General features: G+C 39.9%; 19 protein-coding genes. 7 read left to right on the forward strand and 12 right to left on the reverse strand.

Annotation, left to right across the window (positions count from 1 at the left end):
- Positions 1 to 10: 10 nt before the first annotated feature.
- Complete coding sequence (locus A9J31_RS00980; protein ID WP_081410227.1) at positions 11 to 892, forward strand: viperin family antiviral radical SAM protein; 882 nt, start codon at positions 11 to 13, stop codon at positions 890 to 892.
- Positions 893 to 1,149: 257 nt separating this feature from the next.
- On the opposite strand, the gene A9J31_RS00990 is transcribed toward A9J31_RS00980, so the two are convergent.
- Positions 1,150 to 1,602 carry a hypothetical protein gene (locus tag A9J31_RS00990; protein ID WP_067761643.1) on the reverse strand — a complete coding sequence of 151 codons (453 nt, stop codon included), beginning with the start codon at positions 1,600 to 1,602 and terminating at the stop codon, positions 1,150 to 1,152.
- Between the two features lie 54 nt (positions 1,603 to 1,656).
- Positions 1,657 to 2,307 carry an orotate phosphoribosyltransferase gene (gene pyrE, locus A9J31_RS00995; RefSeq protein ID WP_067761645.1) on the reverse strand — a complete coding sequence of 217 codons (651 nt, stop codon included), beginning with the start codon at positions 2,305 to 2,307 and terminating at the stop codon, positions 1,657 to 1,659.
- A 40-nt stretch (positions 2,308 to 2,347) separates the two neighbouring features.
- Here pyrE and A9J31_RS01000 point away from each other — a divergent pair, with 40 nt between their 5' ends.
- Together A9J31_RS01000 and A9J31_RS01005 are read left to right on the forward strand one after the other, a co-directional pair.
- On the forward strand, positions 2,348 to 3,166 hold the full coding sequence (locus A9J31_RS01000; RefSeq protein ID WP_067761647.1) for an exodeoxyribonuclease III: 819 nt from the start codon (positions 2,348 to 2,350) through the stop codon (positions 3,164 to 3,166).
- A gap of 543 nt (positions 3,167 to 3,709) precedes the next feature.
- Positions 3,710 to 4,057: a Spx/MgsR family RNA polymerase-binding regulatory protein gene (locus A9J31_RS01005; protein WP_067761649.1), complete on the forward strand. Its 348-nt coding sequence runs from the start codon at positions 3,710 to 3,712 to the stop codon at positions 4,055 to 4,057.
- A gap of 90 nt (positions 4,058 to 4,147) precedes the next feature.
- Here A9J31_RS01005 and A9J31_RS01010 read toward each other — a convergent pair whose 3' ends face one another.
- Positions 4,148 to 4,585 (reverse strand): DUF2147 domain-containing protein, encoded by a 438-nt coding sequence (locus A9J31_RS01010; protein ID WP_067761651.1) that lies wholly within the window; start codon positions 4,583 to 4,585, stop codon positions 4,148 to 4,150.
- Positions 4,586 to 4,740: 155 nt separating this feature from the next.
- Between A9J31_RS01010 and A9J31_RS01015 the strand changes: the two genes are divergently transcribed.
- Positions 4,741 to 5,652, forward strand: coding sequence for an alpha/beta hydrolase (locus A9J31_RS01015; protein ID WP_067761653.1), 912 nt, complete (start codon positions 4,741 to 4,743; stop codon positions 5,650 to 5,652).
- 82 nt (positions 5,653 to 5,734) lie between these two features.
- Here A9J31_RS01015 and A9J31_RS01020 read toward each other — a convergent pair whose 3' ends face one another.
- On the reverse strand, positions 5,735 to 6,304 hold the full coding sequence (locus tag A9J31_RS01020; protein ID WP_067761655.1) for an FMN-dependent NADH-azoreductase: 570 nt from the start codon (positions 6,302 to 6,304) through the stop codon (positions 5,735 to 5,737).
- A gap of 256 nt (positions 6,305 to 6,560) precedes the next feature.
- Here A9J31_RS01020 and A9J31_RS01025 point away from each other — a divergent pair, with 256 nt between their 5' ends.
- Positions 6,561 to 7,754 carry a GGDEF domain-containing protein gene (locus A9J31_RS01025; protein WP_067761657.1) on the forward strand — a complete coding sequence of 398 codons (1,194 nt, stop codon included), beginning with the start codon at positions 6,561 to 6,563 and terminating at the stop codon, positions 7,752 to 7,754.
- A 21-nt stretch (positions 7,755 to 7,775) separates the two neighbouring features.
- On the opposite strand, the gene A9J31_RS01030 is transcribed toward A9J31_RS01025, so the two are convergent.
- The 5 genes from A9J31_RS01030 to A9J31_RS01050 all read right to left on the reverse strand — a co-directional run bounded on the left by A9J31_RS01030 (position 7,776) and on the right by A9J31_RS01050 (position 12,108).
- Entirely contained in the window at positions 7,776 to 8,444 is a 669-nt protein-coding gene (locus tag A9J31_RS01030) for a glutathione S-transferase family protein (protein ID WP_067761659.1), read from the reverse strand.
- Entirely contained in the window at positions 8,441 to 10,243 is a 1,803-nt protein-coding gene (gene dsbD / locus A9J31_RS01035) for a protein-disulfide reductase DsbD (protein WP_067761660.1), read from the reverse strand. The genes A9J31_RS01030 and dsbD overlap by 4 nt, the downstream gene beginning before the upstream one ends.
- A 44-nt stretch (positions 10,244 to 10,287) precedes the next feature.
- Positions 10,288 to 11,058, reverse strand: coding sequence for a transporter (locus A9J31_RS01040; RefSeq protein WP_067761662.1), 771 nt, complete (start codon positions 11,056 to 11,058; stop codon positions 10,288 to 10,290).
- Positions 11,059 to 11,074: 16 nt separating this feature from the next.
- On the reverse strand, positions 11,075 to 11,617 hold the full coding sequence (locus tag A9J31_RS01045) for an ankyrin repeat domain-containing protein (RefSeq protein ID WP_067761664.1): 543 nt from the start codon (positions 11,615 to 11,617) through the stop codon (positions 11,075 to 11,077).
- A 119-nt stretch (positions 11,618 to 11,736) separates the two neighbouring features.
- Positions 11,737 to 12,108 carry an HPF/RaiA family ribosome-associated protein gene (locus A9J31_RS01050; RefSeq protein WP_067761666.1) on the reverse strand — a complete coding sequence of 124 codons (372 nt, stop codon included), beginning with the start codon at positions 12,106 to 12,108 and terminating at the stop codon, positions 11,737 to 11,739.
- A gap of 497 nt (positions 12,109 to 12,605) precedes the next feature.
- Between A9J31_RS01050 and A9J31_RS01055 the strand changes: the two genes are divergently transcribed.
- Both A9J31_RS01055 and A9J31_RS01060 read left to right on the forward strand, forming a co-directional pair.
- Complete coding sequence (locus A9J31_RS01055) at positions 12,606 to 13,367, forward strand: outer membrane protein OmpK (protein ID WP_067761830.1); 762 nt, start codon at positions 12,606 to 12,608, stop codon at positions 13,365 to 13,367.
- A gap of 101 nt (positions 13,368 to 13,468) precedes the next feature.
- On the forward strand, positions 13,469 to 13,972 hold the full coding sequence (locus A9J31_RS01060) for a GNAT family N-acetyltransferase (protein WP_067761668.1): 504 nt from the start codon (positions 13,469 to 13,471) through the stop codon (positions 13,970 to 13,972).
- A gap of 120 nt (positions 13,973 to 14,092) precedes the next feature.
- Here A9J31_RS01060 and urtE read toward each other — a convergent pair whose 3' ends face one another.
- From urtE to urtC, 3 genes are read right to left on the reverse strand one after another with little or no spacing between them, the layout of a single operon-like run.
- Entirely contained in the window at positions 14,093 to 14,791 is a 699-nt protein-coding gene (gene urtE / locus A9J31_RS01065; RefSeq protein WP_067761670.1) for an urea ABC transporter ATP-binding subunit UrtE, read from the reverse strand.
- Positions 14,792 to 14,801: 10 nt separating this feature from the next.
- On the reverse strand, positions 14,802 to 15,620 hold the full coding sequence (gene urtD / locus A9J31_RS01070; RefSeq protein WP_067761672.1) for an urea ABC transporter ATP-binding protein UrtD: 819 nt from the start codon (positions 15,618 to 15,620) through the stop codon (positions 14,802 to 14,804).
- Positions 15,617 to 16,690 carry an urea ABC transporter permease subunit UrtC gene (gene urtC / locus A9J31_RS01075; protein WP_067761674.1) on the reverse strand — a complete coding sequence of 358 codons (1,074 nt, stop codon included), beginning with the start codon at positions 16,688 to 16,690 and terminating at the stop codon, positions 15,617 to 15,619. The genes urtD and urtC overlap by 4 nt, the downstream gene beginning before the upstream one ends.
- Between the last annotated feature and the right edge of the window lie 4 nt (positions 16,691 to 16,694).

Consider the following 16,694-nt stretch of genomic DNA (forward strand, 5'->3'; position numbering starts at 1 on the left):
CAATATTGAGATGACCACCTATGCCACAAAAGAACTTGTCGTAAATTGGCACATTACAGAAGCATGCAATTATAAATGCGATTATTGTTTTGCAAAATGGAACAGCAATACAAAAGAAATTCTACATTCAATATCAAAAATAGAAGCCGTACTTACTCAAATTGAGTGTATTCGACATTTGTTTAATACCAAATCAAATAAAATTTTATTTGAGAATTTACGCCTTAATTTGGTTGGTGGCGAGACCTTCTTATATGAAAAACAATTAAGAAATATCATTTCTCTTTCAAAAAAATATGGTTTTAAATTATCAGCGATTACCAATGGAAGCTTATTTAATTCAGACAATATAGAGTTTATTGCTCAAAATTTTTCATCTATAGGGATTAGCGTTGACTCGTTAAATAAGGACACAAACTTAATGATTGGTCGTTCATCTAAAAAAAAGGTATTCGACTATCAAGAGACACTCCTTGCAATCAATCAAATGAGAGAGATCAACCCAAATTTAGATTTTAAAATTAATACCGTAGTCAATAAATTAAATTTTTCTGAAAATTTAAGTGACTTTATTCAGCAAGTAAAACCTCGAAAATGGAAGGTTTTTAAATTATTACCGATTTATTCTGACAAGTTAGAAATTCAAGATCATGAATTTTATAGTTTTATTAAAACACATGCACATTTAAGTGAAATCATGAGTATAGAGAATAATGATGACATGACTGAGTCTTATTTGATGATTGATCCTTTGGGGAGATTCTTCCAAAATGGTATTGAACGAGGATATAACTATAGTTCGCCTCTCTGTGAAGTCTCTGCCGATTTTGCATTAAAGCAAATTAACTTTGATACAAATAAATTTATCAGTAGATACAAAAGAATTATCTAAATTATAGAAGGCTCTTAAAATCACTAAGAGCCTTTTTTTCCTCCCATGAACAATCCTTTTCTAAAATTTTAAATTCTAGAAAGCAAATATACTTTTGAAACTCTTCTATCGTTTCGGAACTTACTTTTTGTTTCATCATCCGATTTCTGCTTTTTTGTACTTTTTTATAAAAACTTTGCCCTCTATTTTTAATATCAAAGTCCAAACAAAATTCTTTCAAACAGCCTTTGTAACTTTGTTCTAATAAAATATTAAATTTATCTATAGTTTCCGAACAATTGCATTCCACTTCGGCAAGCTCCTTGAGATTCTCTCATATAATATTGAGTTGATTTTATTACTTTTTCATAATCATATTGAACAATCTTATTGATCACACAATCACAATAACGCCTTGTTTCAGACACCGATAGATTTGTCGTTTGGAACATTTTTGCTTCGCATGCTTTCTCAAACTTTTGAATATTCTTTTGCGTCCAAGAAGAATCATCTGAAACTGCTTTATAGCCTATAAAAATCACAGGCAACCCTATAATTGCCCCCCAAATCCAGTTTTTATAGTTTGCCTGCTTCTGTGTGCCATAAAACATCAAATGCGCCTGACAACTACCACATTGATAGTGCCCTGTCTTTTCAGTATTAATCTTCAACCGATTATCACGACCGCACTCTTTACAATATATAAATGCATATTTTTCTAATTCAGACATATCAAAAATAAAAAAGGGTGGAAACCCACCCAATTTTATATAAAAATTAATATTTTAGATACCATACCTCACACGATACGCGTCCATTTTCGCTAAAGCGTCTTTATCGCCTTTCGCATCTAAATAATCCATCAAATCTTTCATGGTAATGAGCGCATGTACAGGAATTTCTAACTCTTTTTGTACTTCTTGAATCGCAGACAAATCGCCCTGACCTTTTTCTTGACGGTCTAGCGCCACCAATACACCCGCAATTTGTGCACCGGCATTTTTAAGAATGGTGACTACTTCACGAATCGCTGTACCCGCAGTGATTACATCATCAATGATCCAGACTTTTTTGCCTTCAACTGAGGCACCTACAAGTACACCACCTTCACCGTGATCTTTAGCTTCTTTACGGTTAAAGCCCCAAGGCACGCTCACGCCATGATTTTGTGACAATGCTACAGCCGTAGCAGCAACAAATGGAATACCTTTATAGGCTGGGCCAAAAACCACTTCTACATTATCGCATTGTGTTAATTTATCAGCATAGCCCGAAGCCAATAACGACAATGCTTCACCGTCATTCAAAAGACCCGCATTAAAAAAATAAGGACTCACACGACCCGATTTTAAAGTAAACTCACCAAATTTAAGCACACCACGTGATAATGCCAGTTCGATAAAAGCTTGTGGATTAAATGCCGCTTGCGCTGTCATGAGGTGCTCCATTTTTTTAAGTTTGAGGTTAAACCTGAGCATGATACCAAAGAGTAGCTATCCAAGTGATCAAAAAATTCTGCGTGTCGTTTCAATTAATGTGAATGGTCTACGTTCAGCAGAAAAGAAAGGGATCTTTGACTGGATTGCACAATCCGATGCAGATGTGATCTGTATGCAAGAAAGTCGGATTACCCACGAACAATGGACAGATAAATTTAAGCCTGAAGGTTGGTACACTCACCTGTTCCCTGCAGAACGTCCAGGCTATGCAGGTACTGCGATTTATAGCCGCCTACCCTTTGTATCAGTGAAAGATGGTTTAGGCTTTGAATTAGCCGATAGCCAAGGGCGCTTCATCTCTGCTGAATTTGATTTAGGTTTAGGTCAAACAGCACATATTTGTTCATTGTATTTACCTTCAGGTTCTTCAGGCGAAGAAGCTCAGGCACGTAAAGATTTATTTTTAAACGAATACAAACAAATCTTGAAACAATGGCGAGCTGAAAATAAATCAGTCATTGTTTGTGGCGACTACAACATCGTACACAAACGTATTGATATTAAGAACTGGTCAGGTAATCAAAAAGCCTCTGGTTGCTTGCCACATGAACGTGCTTGGCTCGACCATATTTACGATGAACTCGGCTATGTCGATACTTTCCGTGAAGTGCGTAAAGAAGCTGAATTGTATTCATGGTGGTCGAACCGTGGTCAGGCACGTGCAAAGAACGTCGGTTGGCGTATCGATTACCACGCTTGTTCACCAGATTGGAAAGAACGTACAGTCAATGCTTGGGTGTATAAAGAAACATGGTTCAGCGACCATGCCCCAGTCGTAATTGATTATAAAATTTAAACAATACCGACTAATTGAGTAAACACATGTTTACTCAATTAGTGGTAATTTCTTACATTACAAGACGTATTAGTGGATATGTCTCACGAATTAAAAGTAGCATTATTGTCGCACGGCACAGGGACATGTCAGGATGACACAAATGGATTGGACGCCGAAGGAAGTATTAAAACAAACTAAATGATTTAGCTTGTTTTCAAGGATGTGACAATGGACGTTGTAATGAGACCCGCATGATCAGGATGATTAAATGCGGGTTTTCTCTTTTTTAGCCCCTCACTTTTCAAACTTTATTATTTTTATGCGCCCATTCTTCTTGGGATAATCTTTTTGTTATTCTAAATTCGGGCGTCTTGCACTGAATTGTTATGGCTTTAATGACTTATTTGCCTATGGCTTTCTTCTCTGATCATTTTGATGCCGTGATATGTCAGATGTATGACAGCACTGCGACAATCTCATGACAACATAGAGCTTTGTATAATTATTCGATAAGCTAGATGCAAATTTAAAGTATCACTCCGACATTAAGGATATTGGCCCATGCTAAAAATTTATGGCATCAAAAACTGTAATTCTATGAAAAAAGCCTTCGATCTACTGAATGAATTGGGCTTGGCCTATGAATTTCATGATTATAAAAAGCAAGGAATTGATGCAGAATCTGTGAAAAAATGGATTGATGCTGCTGGTCAAGATGTCGTCTTAAATAAGAAAGGCACAACATGGAAAAAATTGAATGAGGCAGAACAACAAGATGCCCTTTCAAGTGAAAGCAAAGTCATTGAAACGCTCACAACCCACACCAGCATGATTAAACGCCCAGTTTTAGATACAGGTACTGGACTCATTATCGGCTTTGATGAAGCCGCATATCGTGCATTAAAATGAGTTATTGCATCTACATGTAATCCTCATGCAGATAAATGACAGACATGAAAAAGCCTGACATTGTCAGGCTTTTTTTTAATTCTCGAATACTTAGTTAGCGCGAATCCATGTTTGGTTACGACCTAATGCAGCAACACCGATAAAGCCACGAAGCTCTAATTTTTTACCGCCATCCGCTATTTGACCTTTCAATTTGTAGGTTTTACCAGATTGTGGATCAAGAATCGAACCATTTTCATAGCTTGTGCCACCGACATTTTTAAGGCCAGTTACGATACGTAAGCCTTTTAATGATTTGTTGTGGTACGGACCTTCACATTTTTTACATGCGTTTTCTTCACCTGGTGTCAACACAGATTGGATACTTGCTGAAAGCGTTCCATTCTTTTGCTCAGTGAATTTCACGATCGCTTTAGGTTGCTTCGTTTTGTCATCAATGGTTTTCCAAGTGGTGCCATTTAGAGGGTCTGCCGCATTTGCCAATGCTGCTAAGCTCATCAATCCTAATGCTAGTACAATTTTTTTCATTTTTGTTTGTTTCCCTGGTCTGGTATAGACCACTCTAGTATTCGAAAGTCACAACAATTTATCAATTTTTGTATGTGACCGTTTAGTGTAACCTTGTAATTTGTGTTGGTAAATATACCCACCCACTCCCAAAATGATAAAAAGATGGAAAGACAATGAAGATATCCCCACTGACGAAACAACTGATTACAGAAAACATTTTAAAGGCGACGATTCGTAAACCGAGCCAGTTTAATTTACCGCCGAATACGCTGCGTTTTGCCCTTGAACAAATGTGTCGTGTTTTCCCTCAAAACCCAGACGTACAGGTGCGTTCAATTCGCCTCGCTGGCTTACATGCAGAAGAAATCAAACCACAACAAGAATCAACACAGCTGATTTTCCACATCCATGGAGGAGCATTCTTTTTAGGCTCCATGAATACGCATCGTGCATTTCTGACACAAGTCGCAGCACGAACACAAATGCAGGTTTTACATTTAGATTATCCACTATCACCTGAAGCCCAATATCCTGAAGCATTAGATGCACTATTTGATGTCTATAGCGTGCTACTCGACCAAGGAATCCAGGCCAAAGATATTATTTTGTCGGGAGATTCTTGTGGCGCTAACCTAGCACTCGCGTTGGCGCTTAAAATTCAAAAGGAACAGATGCCACAAGTCAGCGGCTTAGTGCTAATGTCCCCATTTCTGGACTTAACCTTGACCAGTGAATCACTGCGTTATAACCAAAAGCATGATGCGCTATTAAGTATTGAAGCCTTAGAAACAGGCATTGATTACTATGTGCCACGTTCTGTTGACCGTGCCGATCCTGAAGTATCCCCATTCTTTGCTGAACTTGGTGGCTTACCGCCCATTCATATTCAAGTCGGTTCAAAAGAAATTTTATTGGACGATGCGCAGCGTTTTAAACAAAAGGCTGAACAGGCTGGCGTCGATGTGGAATTCAAGCTTTACACAGGGATGTGGCATAATTTCCAAATGTTTAGTCCATGGTTTGAAGAAGGCAAACGTGCATTAAGCGACTTATCTGACTTTGCACACCGACTCGATAAAGACTAATCAAAAGACAAAAAAAAGGTCAGCATCGGCTGACCTCAATGAGGAAGGTTACAAATTTAACTTAGGTTGAATTCTCTTAGAATTATATGGCTTGAATTCGGCTTTGTGCACTCGCCAAAGCCTGTGCTTTCATGTCTGGACCCATATTCACACCTTCTGCACGAATAATTTCAATATCATTCACACCAGTGAAATTAAACACAGCTTTCAGGAAACCTTCTTGATAATCCACTGGGCTATTTTCGCCATACACACCACCACGACTACTTGCGATATAGACTTTCTTTTCACCAGCTAAACCAACAGGTCCTTGCTCGGTATATTTAAAGGTCCGACCAGCCACGCTAATTCGGTCAATCCACGCTTTGAGCGTTGAAGCCAAACCAAAGTTATACATAGCTGCACCAACAACCACGACATCTGCATCTAAATATTGCTGAATCAATTGCTCACCTAAAGCCGATTGTTCGGCGTTTTGGCCCATTAATATTTCACTGCTTAAATGTGGAATCTGTTGCTGCGCCAAATCAAGATGCTCAATGTTTATATCTGCACCATGTTTTTGTTGTAGTTGTTTAACGATTTCTGCACTCAACTGACGTGAAATAGATGCGTCGCCCATGATGCTTGAATCAATATGTAGAATTTTCATTGTGAAACCTAAGACTGTTGTTTTAACTTGAGTACAGTTTAATAAAATCTCACAAATAGAATAATCCCTATCGATATGACACTATGTTTTATTTTTAGAACAATATAAGCACTCAGTACTACTAAAAAAATCTCCAAACTCATCAGTATAATTTAATGATTCTGTCTATTTTTTCGTGTTAATGTACTAGATAGAAATGATATCTATTTAAAATTTAAGAAAAAAACTGATAACACCAACAAGGCAACAACACAGTATGAAGATGCAATCAAACATACGTGACGTCATCCTCCGCAATAAAATCACGCAATATCTACTCGAAGATGAAGTGGTGATGAATTGGAGTATTCTAAAAAAATGTATGCTCATGTTGATCCTTGGGTCTGCAATTCATCTTATTTGGATTGTGTGGAAAGCAGCCATTATTTTGTCACCAGACTTATGGCAATGGGTTAATCTGCCTTTAGTTAAATCACAGCTTTGGACCAATATTGTTTTTTTTGTATTGCTGATTGCTTTAATTTGGCCCTGCTATGCTTGGAAAAATAGCCATAAAGTGCAAAAAATCTTGCCTTATTTGGCGGTTGGCATCTTCGTTATTTCACTATGTCGCGATGGCTATCTAGTAGGGGTCATGAGCCCTGCTACCATGATTTCATACGTCAGCTTAGTGACTGTGGGTTTGGTGCTGTTTACCCGTAAAATTGTCTATAGCATGCTCATTCCTGCGACCATTTTCTTAGCCATCAGCATGTATTTCAGTTTACGTGGTGATATTGCGTATGCACCCCTGTTTCAACCTGATGCCTATGGTTATAAAAATAGCTTTTGGCTGTTTTCAATGATTTTCTTTATTTTGCCAATTTTGCTGACCTGTTTGGCATTGTTTGAAATTTTACTGAGCCAATGGCGTCATCGAGAACAATTAATTCAAAAACTGAGTCAGGTCGATCCTCTCACCAATTTATTTAACCGACGTAGCATCAATCAGTGCCTAGAGCAGCTTGATTCCGCTCAAAAAAGCAACTATGCCCTCGTACTACTTGACCTTGACCATTTCAAACGCATTAACGACCAATATGGTCACAATAAAGGCGATGAAACATTAATATTGGTCAGTGATATTTTAAGTCAACATTTACGTGGGAGTGATGTGGTGGGCCGCTTTGGCGGTGAAGAATTTATTTTGGTATTACAAAATTCAAATCTAGAGCAGTCTGTGCACGTGGCCGAACGCTGCCGTAAAGCCATTGAAGAGATTGAATTATTCAGTGATGACGGTCGACAAATTTATGTGACTGCCAGTTTTGGCATTGCCATTTCAAGTCCTGAATTACGTCCTCAACAATTACTGAGCCATGCTGACCAAGCACTCTATGCGGCCAAAGCTGGTGGACGCAACCGCGTCAAATCATATCAGCCACAACAGATTTTACCGGATGCTATCTAAAAGAACGTTAACCCACGCAAACTAACGTCGATACTGTTCCATTCCGACAACAGTCGCTTCTTGCAAGGCAGCTTCAACCCATTTTTTCATTGCGGGATGCTGTAAAACCAAATCCATATACTGCTGTGTTTCCACACTCACAGGTAACTGGAAAGTTTTGAAACGGGTAACAACTGGGGCAAAAAATGCATCCGCAATGCTAAATTCACCACATAAAAATTGAGTAGCTTGCTCTCGACTCGCCCAAATACGTTCAATTCGTGCTACTTCTGCACGTAGTTCGGCATGCTGCTGCCAAAGCATTGCACCATGCGCTGAAAAATCAGCTTGTATATTCATGCTGCATAAACTGCGTAAATGACTAAAGCTACTGTGCATTTCGGCACAAATACTACGCGCCCATGCACGTTGTGCACGATCTTGTGGCCAGAGCGCATGGTTGGGAAATTGCTCTGCCAGATATTCACAAATTGCTAGAGAATCCCAGATAACCAAATCACCATCTTGTAGAACTGGAACTTTGGCATTGTCATGTACGGCTTGGATTCGACGCTTAAACTCACCCGTATATGGATCTGCAGCAAAAGGAATCATGACTTCTTCAAAAGGCAGTTTAAACGCCTGTAAAACCAACCAAGGACGCATCGACCAGGTCGAGTAGTTTTTATTGACAATATACAATTGCATCATTTTTCTTCTTCCTGATCTTTGAATTGAGCGATTTGTTGTAATAATTCCGCTTCACTAAATGCACCCGTTAATCGTAAGCCACGAATTTCCCGATGTGAACGATCCAAAAATAAATATGTCGGTGGACCTAAAATATCCCATTCATTTAATAATGTTTGGTGTGTTGCATCATATTGGCTCAGATCCAATTTAATTAAAAAATAGGGTGCCAAAGCCTGTTGTACAGCCTCTGCCTTTAATACTTTATGTTCAATCGGCTGACATGCCACACACCAATCTGCATAGACATCAATAATCGCTTGCTGACCCGTAGGGATTTGCGTGAGTAACTGTCTGAATTCATCTGCACTATGCGCCACATGCCAATTGATTTGCGCTGTACCCTGTGGTGCAAAGAAACGTTGACTGTGCTGATATTGGCTATATGCAATATAAGGAACAGCTAGAAACAATACGATGATATAGAGCCATTTTAACTGGGTACTCCGCCAAAGTATTCGCCACAGCACATAGGCACTAAAAACAACTCCTAAAGCCAATGAAAGCCATTGCAACCATGCTTCACTTATTAACGGGCGAATGAAATAAAGTGCCAAAGCCAACATGATAAAAGCAAATAACACTTTAATTTGGTTCATCCACAAGCCAGCTTTAGGCAAGACCCTTGAGCCGAGCACACTCGCCAGCAATAATGGCGTACCCATACCAAAACCAAGGGTAAATAGCAGTAATGCACCCTGCCACTGACTTTGGGTTTGTGAAATAAACAATAACGCACCGGCAAGTGGTGCTGTCATACATGGCCCCACCAGTAATGCCGAAATCATGCCCATGACCCCAGCACCAACTAAGCTTCCACCTTTTTGCATGGCTTGTGCTTGATCTAAGCGATTGACAATGCTCCTCGGCAACTTCAATTCAAATAAACCAAATAAATTCAGTGCAAAGACCACAAATAACAAGCTAAATGCAATTAATGTTGAGGGCTGCTGCAACCAACGCTGGAAATTTAAACCTGCGGATGATGCCACTAAACCTAAAATTGCATACACCGTTGCCATACTGCTAACAAAGGTCAATGCGATCATCCATGCTTTCAAACCACGACTATCACGCACAATCAATGACGTTAAAATTGGTAGCATTGGCAATGAACATGGGGTAAATGCCAACAAAAAACCCAAACCAAAGAACAGTAATAAGCCATAAAAAATCGAGCTTTGTGCTAATTTTTCTGACCACATTTGATCACTTGCAGTCACGCCTTTTGCTGTATTCAACGCCGCATTTTCAGCACGCTGTTGATCTAATGTAGCAACTGTTTGATCTACGTTGCTAGGTGCAGCTAAATCTAATAAACGTTTAGAATGGTTAGCTAAATTTTGTTGCGTCACCAAACCATTTTCATCGGTTTCAAATGCAATATTTTGTGGTGGATAGCAAACACGATCTTTAGCACAGCCCTGCCAACTCACTTGATAACGTTGATTCTTTTGGGTTGGAACATGGAATTGCAATTGCTGATAATAAACTTGCGTATGACCGTAGTTATCATCTTTTAAATCTTCGGCAGGTGGCAAGTCGAGTGACAAAACTTGATTGCCTTGTTTCACTTCGACTTTATGTTGGTACAGATAATAATGTTCTGGAATAGACCAACTGAGTGAGGCTTGATCAGCACGATCTGACATAACCGTGAATGGAAAAGCCTCTTCAGCCGAAAGCAGTGCTTCCTGCGCAGATGTCACTAAACTGAAAGTCAGCATCCCGATTGCCGCAATACACGTCCATTGTTTCATTCAGCTGAATTTCATCCTCAGTTTAGATATAGATTTTTTGAAGCTTAGAACAAATAAGATACACCTAAGCCTGATTGATAATTTTTATGACCACCGGTTAATTCTAAACCGACGCTTGCATCCAATTGCATACGCTCAGATACCGCATAAGTCAGACCAGAAGCCAATGAAACTTGCTGATCTGTACTTTCAGCTTTGCGATAAACCAGCTCTGAAAAGCCTGATAAATTCCCAGCAATTTTATACTCAAGTCCAGGAATCGCGCTCACGGCCCAATCTCCGTCCTGCACTTCATAACGCATGGTTATTGACGTACCAATCATATCGCTATAGTCATACGCTACAGCAGAACTTAGACTGTAAATATCGTCGTCCTGACTAAAACCGTCATTACCCGTGGCAATGATTGCTTCAGCGAGAAGTGCCATTGAAAGTTTATCATCGTTCAAATCAATGGCTTTTTTCAAACCAATACTGACATCCCCTAAGCCATCATCTTCAACCGACTTGCCAGCAACTTTGGTTTTTGACCAAGTTGGGCCTTGCCAACCTAATTGTAATTCAAGGCCATCTGCCAAACCTGTACGAAATAACATGTCTGTATTTAAAGTCGTAGTTTTCACTTTATCGCCATTTTCATCTGTCGACTCTGTATAGCTTGCACTTGGCAGACCCTGTTCCCAAGCCAGACGACCAACGGGAGTAATGCCTGTTCCCATACCTGCACCAGGACGGTCGAATGAGAATTCAGCCGCCATTGCAGATAAACTCAAACTCGTTAGTGCAGCAGCACCTAAAACTTTAAAAACAGTCATGTTAATTCTCTCAATATTAAGCTAATTCTTTGGTCATTTTTGCGCCATGGCTACGCAAAAGTTCAAGGGTTTGTTTTTCTTCTTCCAATGCTTCTGACCAATTGATAGCGTCAAAATCACAGTCAAAAAATAATTCACTGATTGACGATAAAATCGTTAAACCATCGCTATCAATCATATTAGGATTTACTTTTTCATCTAATAAACGCTGAACAGCAGGCACACATGCTGCACTTGCAGCATCCCAAAGTGGTCCGTAGATTTCTTCAGCATCCCATAAATGAACATTGGTTTTAGCCTGAATCATGGCCTCTAAAATGTCCATATGAATTTGTAGATGTTGTTGTTTCTGTTCTGAGCTTAATGGTGTACCTGATTCATACGCTTCACACACCGTTTCCCACCACTTAAACAAACCATCTGACCATACTGAAATGGCTGGGCCTTTTTCAAAGTCAATAAAATTCGGATTTAAGCCATCTGCTAGCAGACGTTGCACCTGTGCAAGATCCTGTTCTTCTAAAGCCTGCACAAAAAGCTGTTGTTGCGCTGTTAACATCTGGGAAGCTCACTTCAATTTATTTTGGATCTATTATGCCGAATATTGCTACGTTTGTTTGAATTTCATGTAAAACAAAACGCAAAAAAAAAGCCCCGAAGGGCTTTTTTAAGAAAGCATTACTCGTCGTCGAGCTGATCACCGGCATCTGCATCAGCAAAGGCTGGTTGTGTACTCCGCGGGTTTTCTTTCTTTTCAAATAAGTGCTCAAGGCTACGTTTCAAACGATCAATCGCACCGTGAATTGCTGTATCGACGTTGTGACCACGATGGTTCACCACCACAGGCTTTAAACCTGCCGGACGTGCTTCGATCATACATTTAATATCGTCGCTACCGCCCTTGTCCCCGTTTTCATCACTTAAATGCACCGAAAAGTGAGTAATGCGTTCACTATGGCGCTGAAATTCTTCATTAAGTTCTGCACGAACGTATGTAATTAATCGATCACTATTAGGAATGTTTTTATCTGTACGGATTTCTATGTTCATAATATCATCCTCATATCTATCTGTAATATCTATAAATATTTGTGCAAAACTTATTATCTTGGCACGTTACACTTGCTGTTTAATTAACAGCGATGACCATCTTCAACTTAGTATGGAACCTTGTCCTCCACATTGAATGATGAACACTTTAGAGTCTGCAGATCCGTGTCCTTATACTTTGAATATCGGTCTTATATTGACATTTTGCAAGTGCTATTTTGATATTTTTTTAAAACCCATAAAATAAATAAGGTTTTATTGTTCAATTTATAAAAAAAAGTTGATCTATTTCATGTTTTTTGTATTTTTTTCCAATGGGTAAAAAATAATCTTAATGTTTTTTATGCAATTACCGCATATTAATTGCATCTATATGAATTTATGAGACTTCCTTGCAGTGCACTCATTTACAAAGTTTTTGTCCAATGAGTCAAATTTGGCTTTATTTTTGCTTAATAATCTGTATGCTTTCAATGCTTCTTGGGGGAGATATTTTAATGAAACTTACACAATTAGTTGCTACATGTGCATTGGCTTCAGCTGCTGCATTCACACAAGCTTCACCTATCGTATGGCAAGATTTCAGCTTAACTGGCTTATATGGTGAAAATTATGTTGTGCCTTTTGATGGTGACAACAATGAACAGAAAACGATCACAGCTGAATATGCCGCTAAACTGAAATATTCAGATGTATTCTTCTTCGTTGACCAAGCTTGGGACAAAGATGATGAAGCATCGACTTACCTTGAGCTAGCACCGCGCCTTAGCTTAGGTGAAGTTTCTGGTAAAGACCTTTCTATGGGTCCGATCAAAGACGTTCTTATTGCAACGACTTGGGAACATAATGCCGGCTACGACAAAAATTCTGAGTTTAATAACTTCTTGTATGGTATTGGCTTTGCTTTAGACATTCCATATACACAGTATGCAAACATCAACTTCTATAAAGCCGATAACGATTCTAAATCAGCCGGTACTAAAGATGATTATCAAATGACAATCACTTATGCTGTGCCATTTAAAATCGGCTCTGAAGATTTTCTAGTAGATGCCTTCCTTGACTGGTCAACAGCTGAAAAAGGGGCGCAAGCTAGTGAATTAAACTGGACATCTCAGTACAAATGGAATGCGGGTAAACACATTTCACCAAAAACTAAATTATATGTTGGTATCGAACATTCGGTTTGGAACAACAAATATGGTCTGAAAGGTCAGGACCAAAACGATGTCAGCGCATTGGTGAAATACCACTTCTAAGTTCAACTCAGAACGCGATAAAGAAAAAAGCAAGGTTCATCACCTTGCTTTTTTTATGTCTGTAAGCAGACAATCTATTTCATTTTATTCGAATAATAACCATGACTTTTTCTATTCGACCTGCGAACTCAGCTGACTTAGGCACAATTACTCGTATATATCAGCATGAGGTTTTACATGGTTTTGTGACTTGGAATGAACAGCCTTATTCTATTGATGACTTTCAGAAAAAACTCACTGAATTTAATTCACAAAATTTTCCTTTTTTTGTGATTGTCGATCAGGAACAGCAGCAGATTGCAGGCTATGCTGACTACGGCTCATTTCGCAATTTTTCAGGCTATCGACATACCGTTGAACATTCGGTCTATATTGACCCAGCCTATGCCCGCCAAGGTTTAGGCTCAATGCTTTTAGCGCATCTTATACAACATGCAAAAATGCAGGACGTGCATGTGATGATTGCTGGGATTGATCATAGTAATACTTCATCAATTGCATTACATGAAAAATTTGGCTTTAAACAAACCGGATACATGCCTGAAGTGGGGCAGAAATTTGGGCAATGGCGTGATTTGGTGCTGATGCAGTTACAGTTAGACTAAATTAGTCCTCACTCTCACAACACAAAAAATAAATACGCCAATAAAAAAAGCTTTTGCACCATCGCAAAAGCTTTTTTGAAGAATGCTCAATACATTAAAAATGTGGCTGAGTAATAAAGATTAAATCGCCACCAGATCTCGAATGCCTTTTTCTGGCATTTCTACTCCACTGCCCTGTGCAATTACTTGCCCACGTGCCATGACGGTATAACGATCTGCCAACTCCTCGGCAAAGTCATAAAACTGCTCAACCAAGACTATAGACATATTTCCACCATCAGCCAGTTTACGAATCACCCGACCAATATCTTTTATAATTGAAGGCTGAATTCCTTCAGTCGGTTCATCCAAAATTAATACGCTCGGCTCGGATGCCAAAGCACGGGCAATGGCGAGCTGCTGCTGTTGACCACCGGATAAATCGCCACCACGACGATGTTTCATTTCATCCAACACCGGAAAAATTTCATACAGATGTTCTGGCACTTTTTTGGTTTTAGCCCCTTTAAATTTTGCCATTCCGATCAAAATATTTTCTTCAACCGTGAGGGTGGAAAAAATATCGCGTCCTTGTGGCACATACGCCAAACCCGCACGTACCCGCTGCTCTGGACTAAGCTTGGAAATGTCCAGTCCATCCAGCAAAATCTGTCCCGACTTAATCGGTAAAATACCCATGAGGCATTTAAGCAAGGTGGTTTTACCGACACCATTACGTCCTAATACCACAGAACACGCACCAATCGGTGCACTCAAGGATACATCTCTTAAAATATGGCTCCCGCCATAGAACTGATTGACGTCTTTGACTTCTAACATGGTCTGCTCCTTAACGCCCGAGGTATTTTTCAATCACATCTTCATTGGCTTGAACTTCTGCCAATGTGCCTTCGGCTAAAATCGCCCCTTGTGCCAACACCGTGACTTTCTCACTGATGGTGTCAATAAAACTCATATCATGTTCGACCACCACAAGGGTATGATTTTTTTTCAGCTCCAAACACAATTCGGCGGTGCGTTCGGTTTCGGCATCGGTCATCCCAGCCACAGGTTCATCTAGCAAAATCAGCTTTGGGCGTTGCATCAGCAACATACCAATTTCCAACCATTGCTTTTGCCCATGCGACAGTAAACCAGCAGGTTTATTGATGAATTCCTGCAAGCGAATTTGCGTTAATGATTCATCCAAAGCATTTTGCGCATCAGGATCAAGCCGACTAAAAAAGCTTTTTTTCACCCGCTTATCTTTCGGTGCTGCCAGTAGTAAATTTTCCATCACGGTAAAATTTTCAAATACTGTCGGTTTCTGGAACTTACGTCCAATCCCCGCTTCGGCAATTTGTTCCGTGCTCATTTTGGCCAAATCATAGGTTTGCCCAAAAAATGCTGTGCCTTCGGTGGGACGGGTTTTTCCGGTAATCACATCCATCAATGTCGTTTTACCTGCACCATTGGGACCAATAATGCAGCGTAATTCACCTTCATTGATGTACAACGACAAATCATTTAAGGCGCGAAATGAATCAAACCAAACACTGACTTTTTCCAAGTACAACGCAATACCATGACTGAAATCTGCGCCTTGCTCTTTGGGACGACCATAAGCTTCGGAAGCATGTCCGCCATGCGGTTGAACGACATCACTCATTCGCTACGCTCCTTTTTAAACCGTTCTAATAAGCCAATCACCCCTTTTGGAAGGAAGATGGTCACTACAATAAATAGCGCGCCTAAGATCAATAACCATGCTTCTGGATACGCCACGGTGAAATAGGTTTTCATACCATTGATTAAACCTGCACCCAGAATTGGACCGATTAAAGTGCCACGGCCACCGGCTGCGACCCAAACCGCCATTTCAATCGAGTTCACTGGGTTCATTTCACTTGGGTTAATAATGCCGACTTGGGGTACATACAGCGCGCCTGCAATACCGGCAATCACTGCAGAAAGTACCCAAGCCGATAGCTTGTACCACAGTGTTCGATAGCCCAAATATTGCAAACGGTTTTCACTGTCACGAATCGCACCAAGCACCCGCCCATAGGGTTTATTCATTAAATGACGCAGTCCAATAAAAGACAGCATCAACATCAAAGCTGTCAGAAAACATAGACTGGCACGCATCGGAGCCGAAGTAATATCCATGCCTAAAATCGTCTTAAACCCAGTAAAACCGTTGTTGCCACCAAAACCCGTTTCATTACGGAAGAACAATAAGGCCGCAGCAAAAGTCATGGCTTGGGTGATAATCGAGAAGTAGACGCCTTTAATTTTCGAGCGAAATGCGAAAAAGCCAAATATAAATGCAATCAGACCTGGAACGAGTACCACCAAAGCTAAGGCCCAAACAATATGTTCTGTGCCAATCCAATACCACGGCAATTCTGTCCAACTGAGAAAGCGCATAAAGTCAGGTAAGCCATCGCCTGCCGCTTCACGCATGAGGTACATGCCAAAGGCATAACCGCCCAAGGCGAAATACAAACCATGACCGAGACTTAAAATACCGGCATAGCCCCAGACTAAATCAAGTGCCAAAGCGACTAAGGCCAAACACATGATTTTGCCAATCAAAGTCACCCAATAAGCAGATAAATGTAGTGCTGAATCACTGGGTAAAACATGCAACCATGGCAAGATCAATAAAATCGCAAAGCACACCGCAATGGCAGTACCACTATAGGGTTTATCGGATAATAGAGAGGTGATTTTCATGCGC

The organism is Acinetobacter gandensis (assembly GCF_001678755.1).
In the GTDB taxonomy this organism is placed as follows: Bacteria; Pseudomonadota; Gammaproteobacteria; order Pseudomonadales; family Moraxellaceae; genus Acinetobacter; species Acinetobacter gandensis.

Coding starts and splice junctions, on each gene's coding strand:
- urtC (WP_067761674.1), bottom strand. CDS start 16,690: ATGAAAATCACCTCTCTATTATCCGATAAACCCTATAGTGGTACTGCC.
- A9J31_RS01015 (WP_067761653.1), top strand. CDS start 4,741: ATGAAGATATCCCCACTGACGAAACAACTGATTACAGAAAACATTTTA.
- A9J31_RS00980 (WP_081410227.1), top strand. CDS start 11: ATGACCACCTATGCCACAAAAGAACTTGTCGTAAATTGGCACATTACA.
- pyrE (WP_067761645.1), bottom strand. CDS start 2,307: ATGACAGCGCAAGCGGCATTTAATCCACAAGCTTTTATCGAACTGGCA.
- A9J31_RS01010 (WP_067761651.1), bottom strand. CDS start 4,585: ATGAAAAAAATTGTACTAGCATTAGGATTGATGAGCTTAGCAGCATTG.
- A9J31_RS01005 (WP_067761649.1), top strand. CDS start 3,710: ATGCTAAAAATTTATGGCATCAAAAACTGTAATTCTATGAAAAAAGCC.
- A9J31_RS01055 (WP_067761830.1), top strand. CDS start 12,606: ATGAAACTTACACAATTAGTTGCTACATGTGCATTGGCTTCAGCTGCT.
- A9J31_RS01045 (WP_067761664.1), bottom strand. CDS start 11,617: ATGTTAACAGCGCAACAACAGCTTTTTGTGCAGGCTTTAGAAGAACAG.
- A9J31_RS01040 (WP_067761662.1), bottom strand. CDS start 11,058: ATGACTGTTTTTAAAGTTTTAGGTGCTGCTGCACTAACGAGTTTGAGT.
- urtD (WP_067761672.1), bottom strand. CDS start 15,620: ATGAGTGATGTCGTTCAACCGCATGGCGGACATGCTTCCGAAGCTTAT.
- A9J31_RS01030 (WP_067761659.1), bottom strand. CDS start 8,444: ATGATGCAATTGTATATTGTCAATAAAAACTACTCGACCTGGTCGATG.
- dsbD (WP_067761660.1), bottom strand. CDS start 10,243: ATGAAACAATGGACGTGTATTGCGGCAATCGGGATGCTGACTTTCAGT.
- A9J31_RS00990 (WP_067761643.1), bottom strand. CDS start 1,602: ATGTCTGAATTAGAAAAATATGCATTTATATATTGTAAAGAGTGCGGT.
- A9J31_RS01020 (WP_067761655.1), bottom strand. CDS start 6,304: ATGAAAATTCTACATATTGATTCAAGCATCATGGGCGACGCATCTATT.
- urtE (WP_067761670.1), bottom strand. CDS start 14,791: ATGTTAGAAGTCAAAGACGTCAATCAGTTCTATGGCGGGAGCCATATT.
- A9J31_RS01060 (WP_067761668.1), top strand. CDS start 13,469: ATGACTTTTTCTATTCGACCTGCGAACTCAGCTGACTTAGGCACAATT.
- A9J31_RS01000 (WP_067761647.1), top strand. CDS start 2,348: ATGATACCAAAGAGTAGCTATCCAAGTGATCAAAAAATTCTGCGTGTC.
- A9J31_RS01025 (WP_067761657.1), top strand. CDS start 6,561: ATGAAGATGCAATCAAACATACGTGACGTCATCCTCCGCAATAAAATC.
- A9J31_RS01050 (WP_067761666.1), bottom strand. CDS start 12,108: ATGAACATAGAAATCCGTACAGATAAAAACATTCCTAATAGTGATCGA.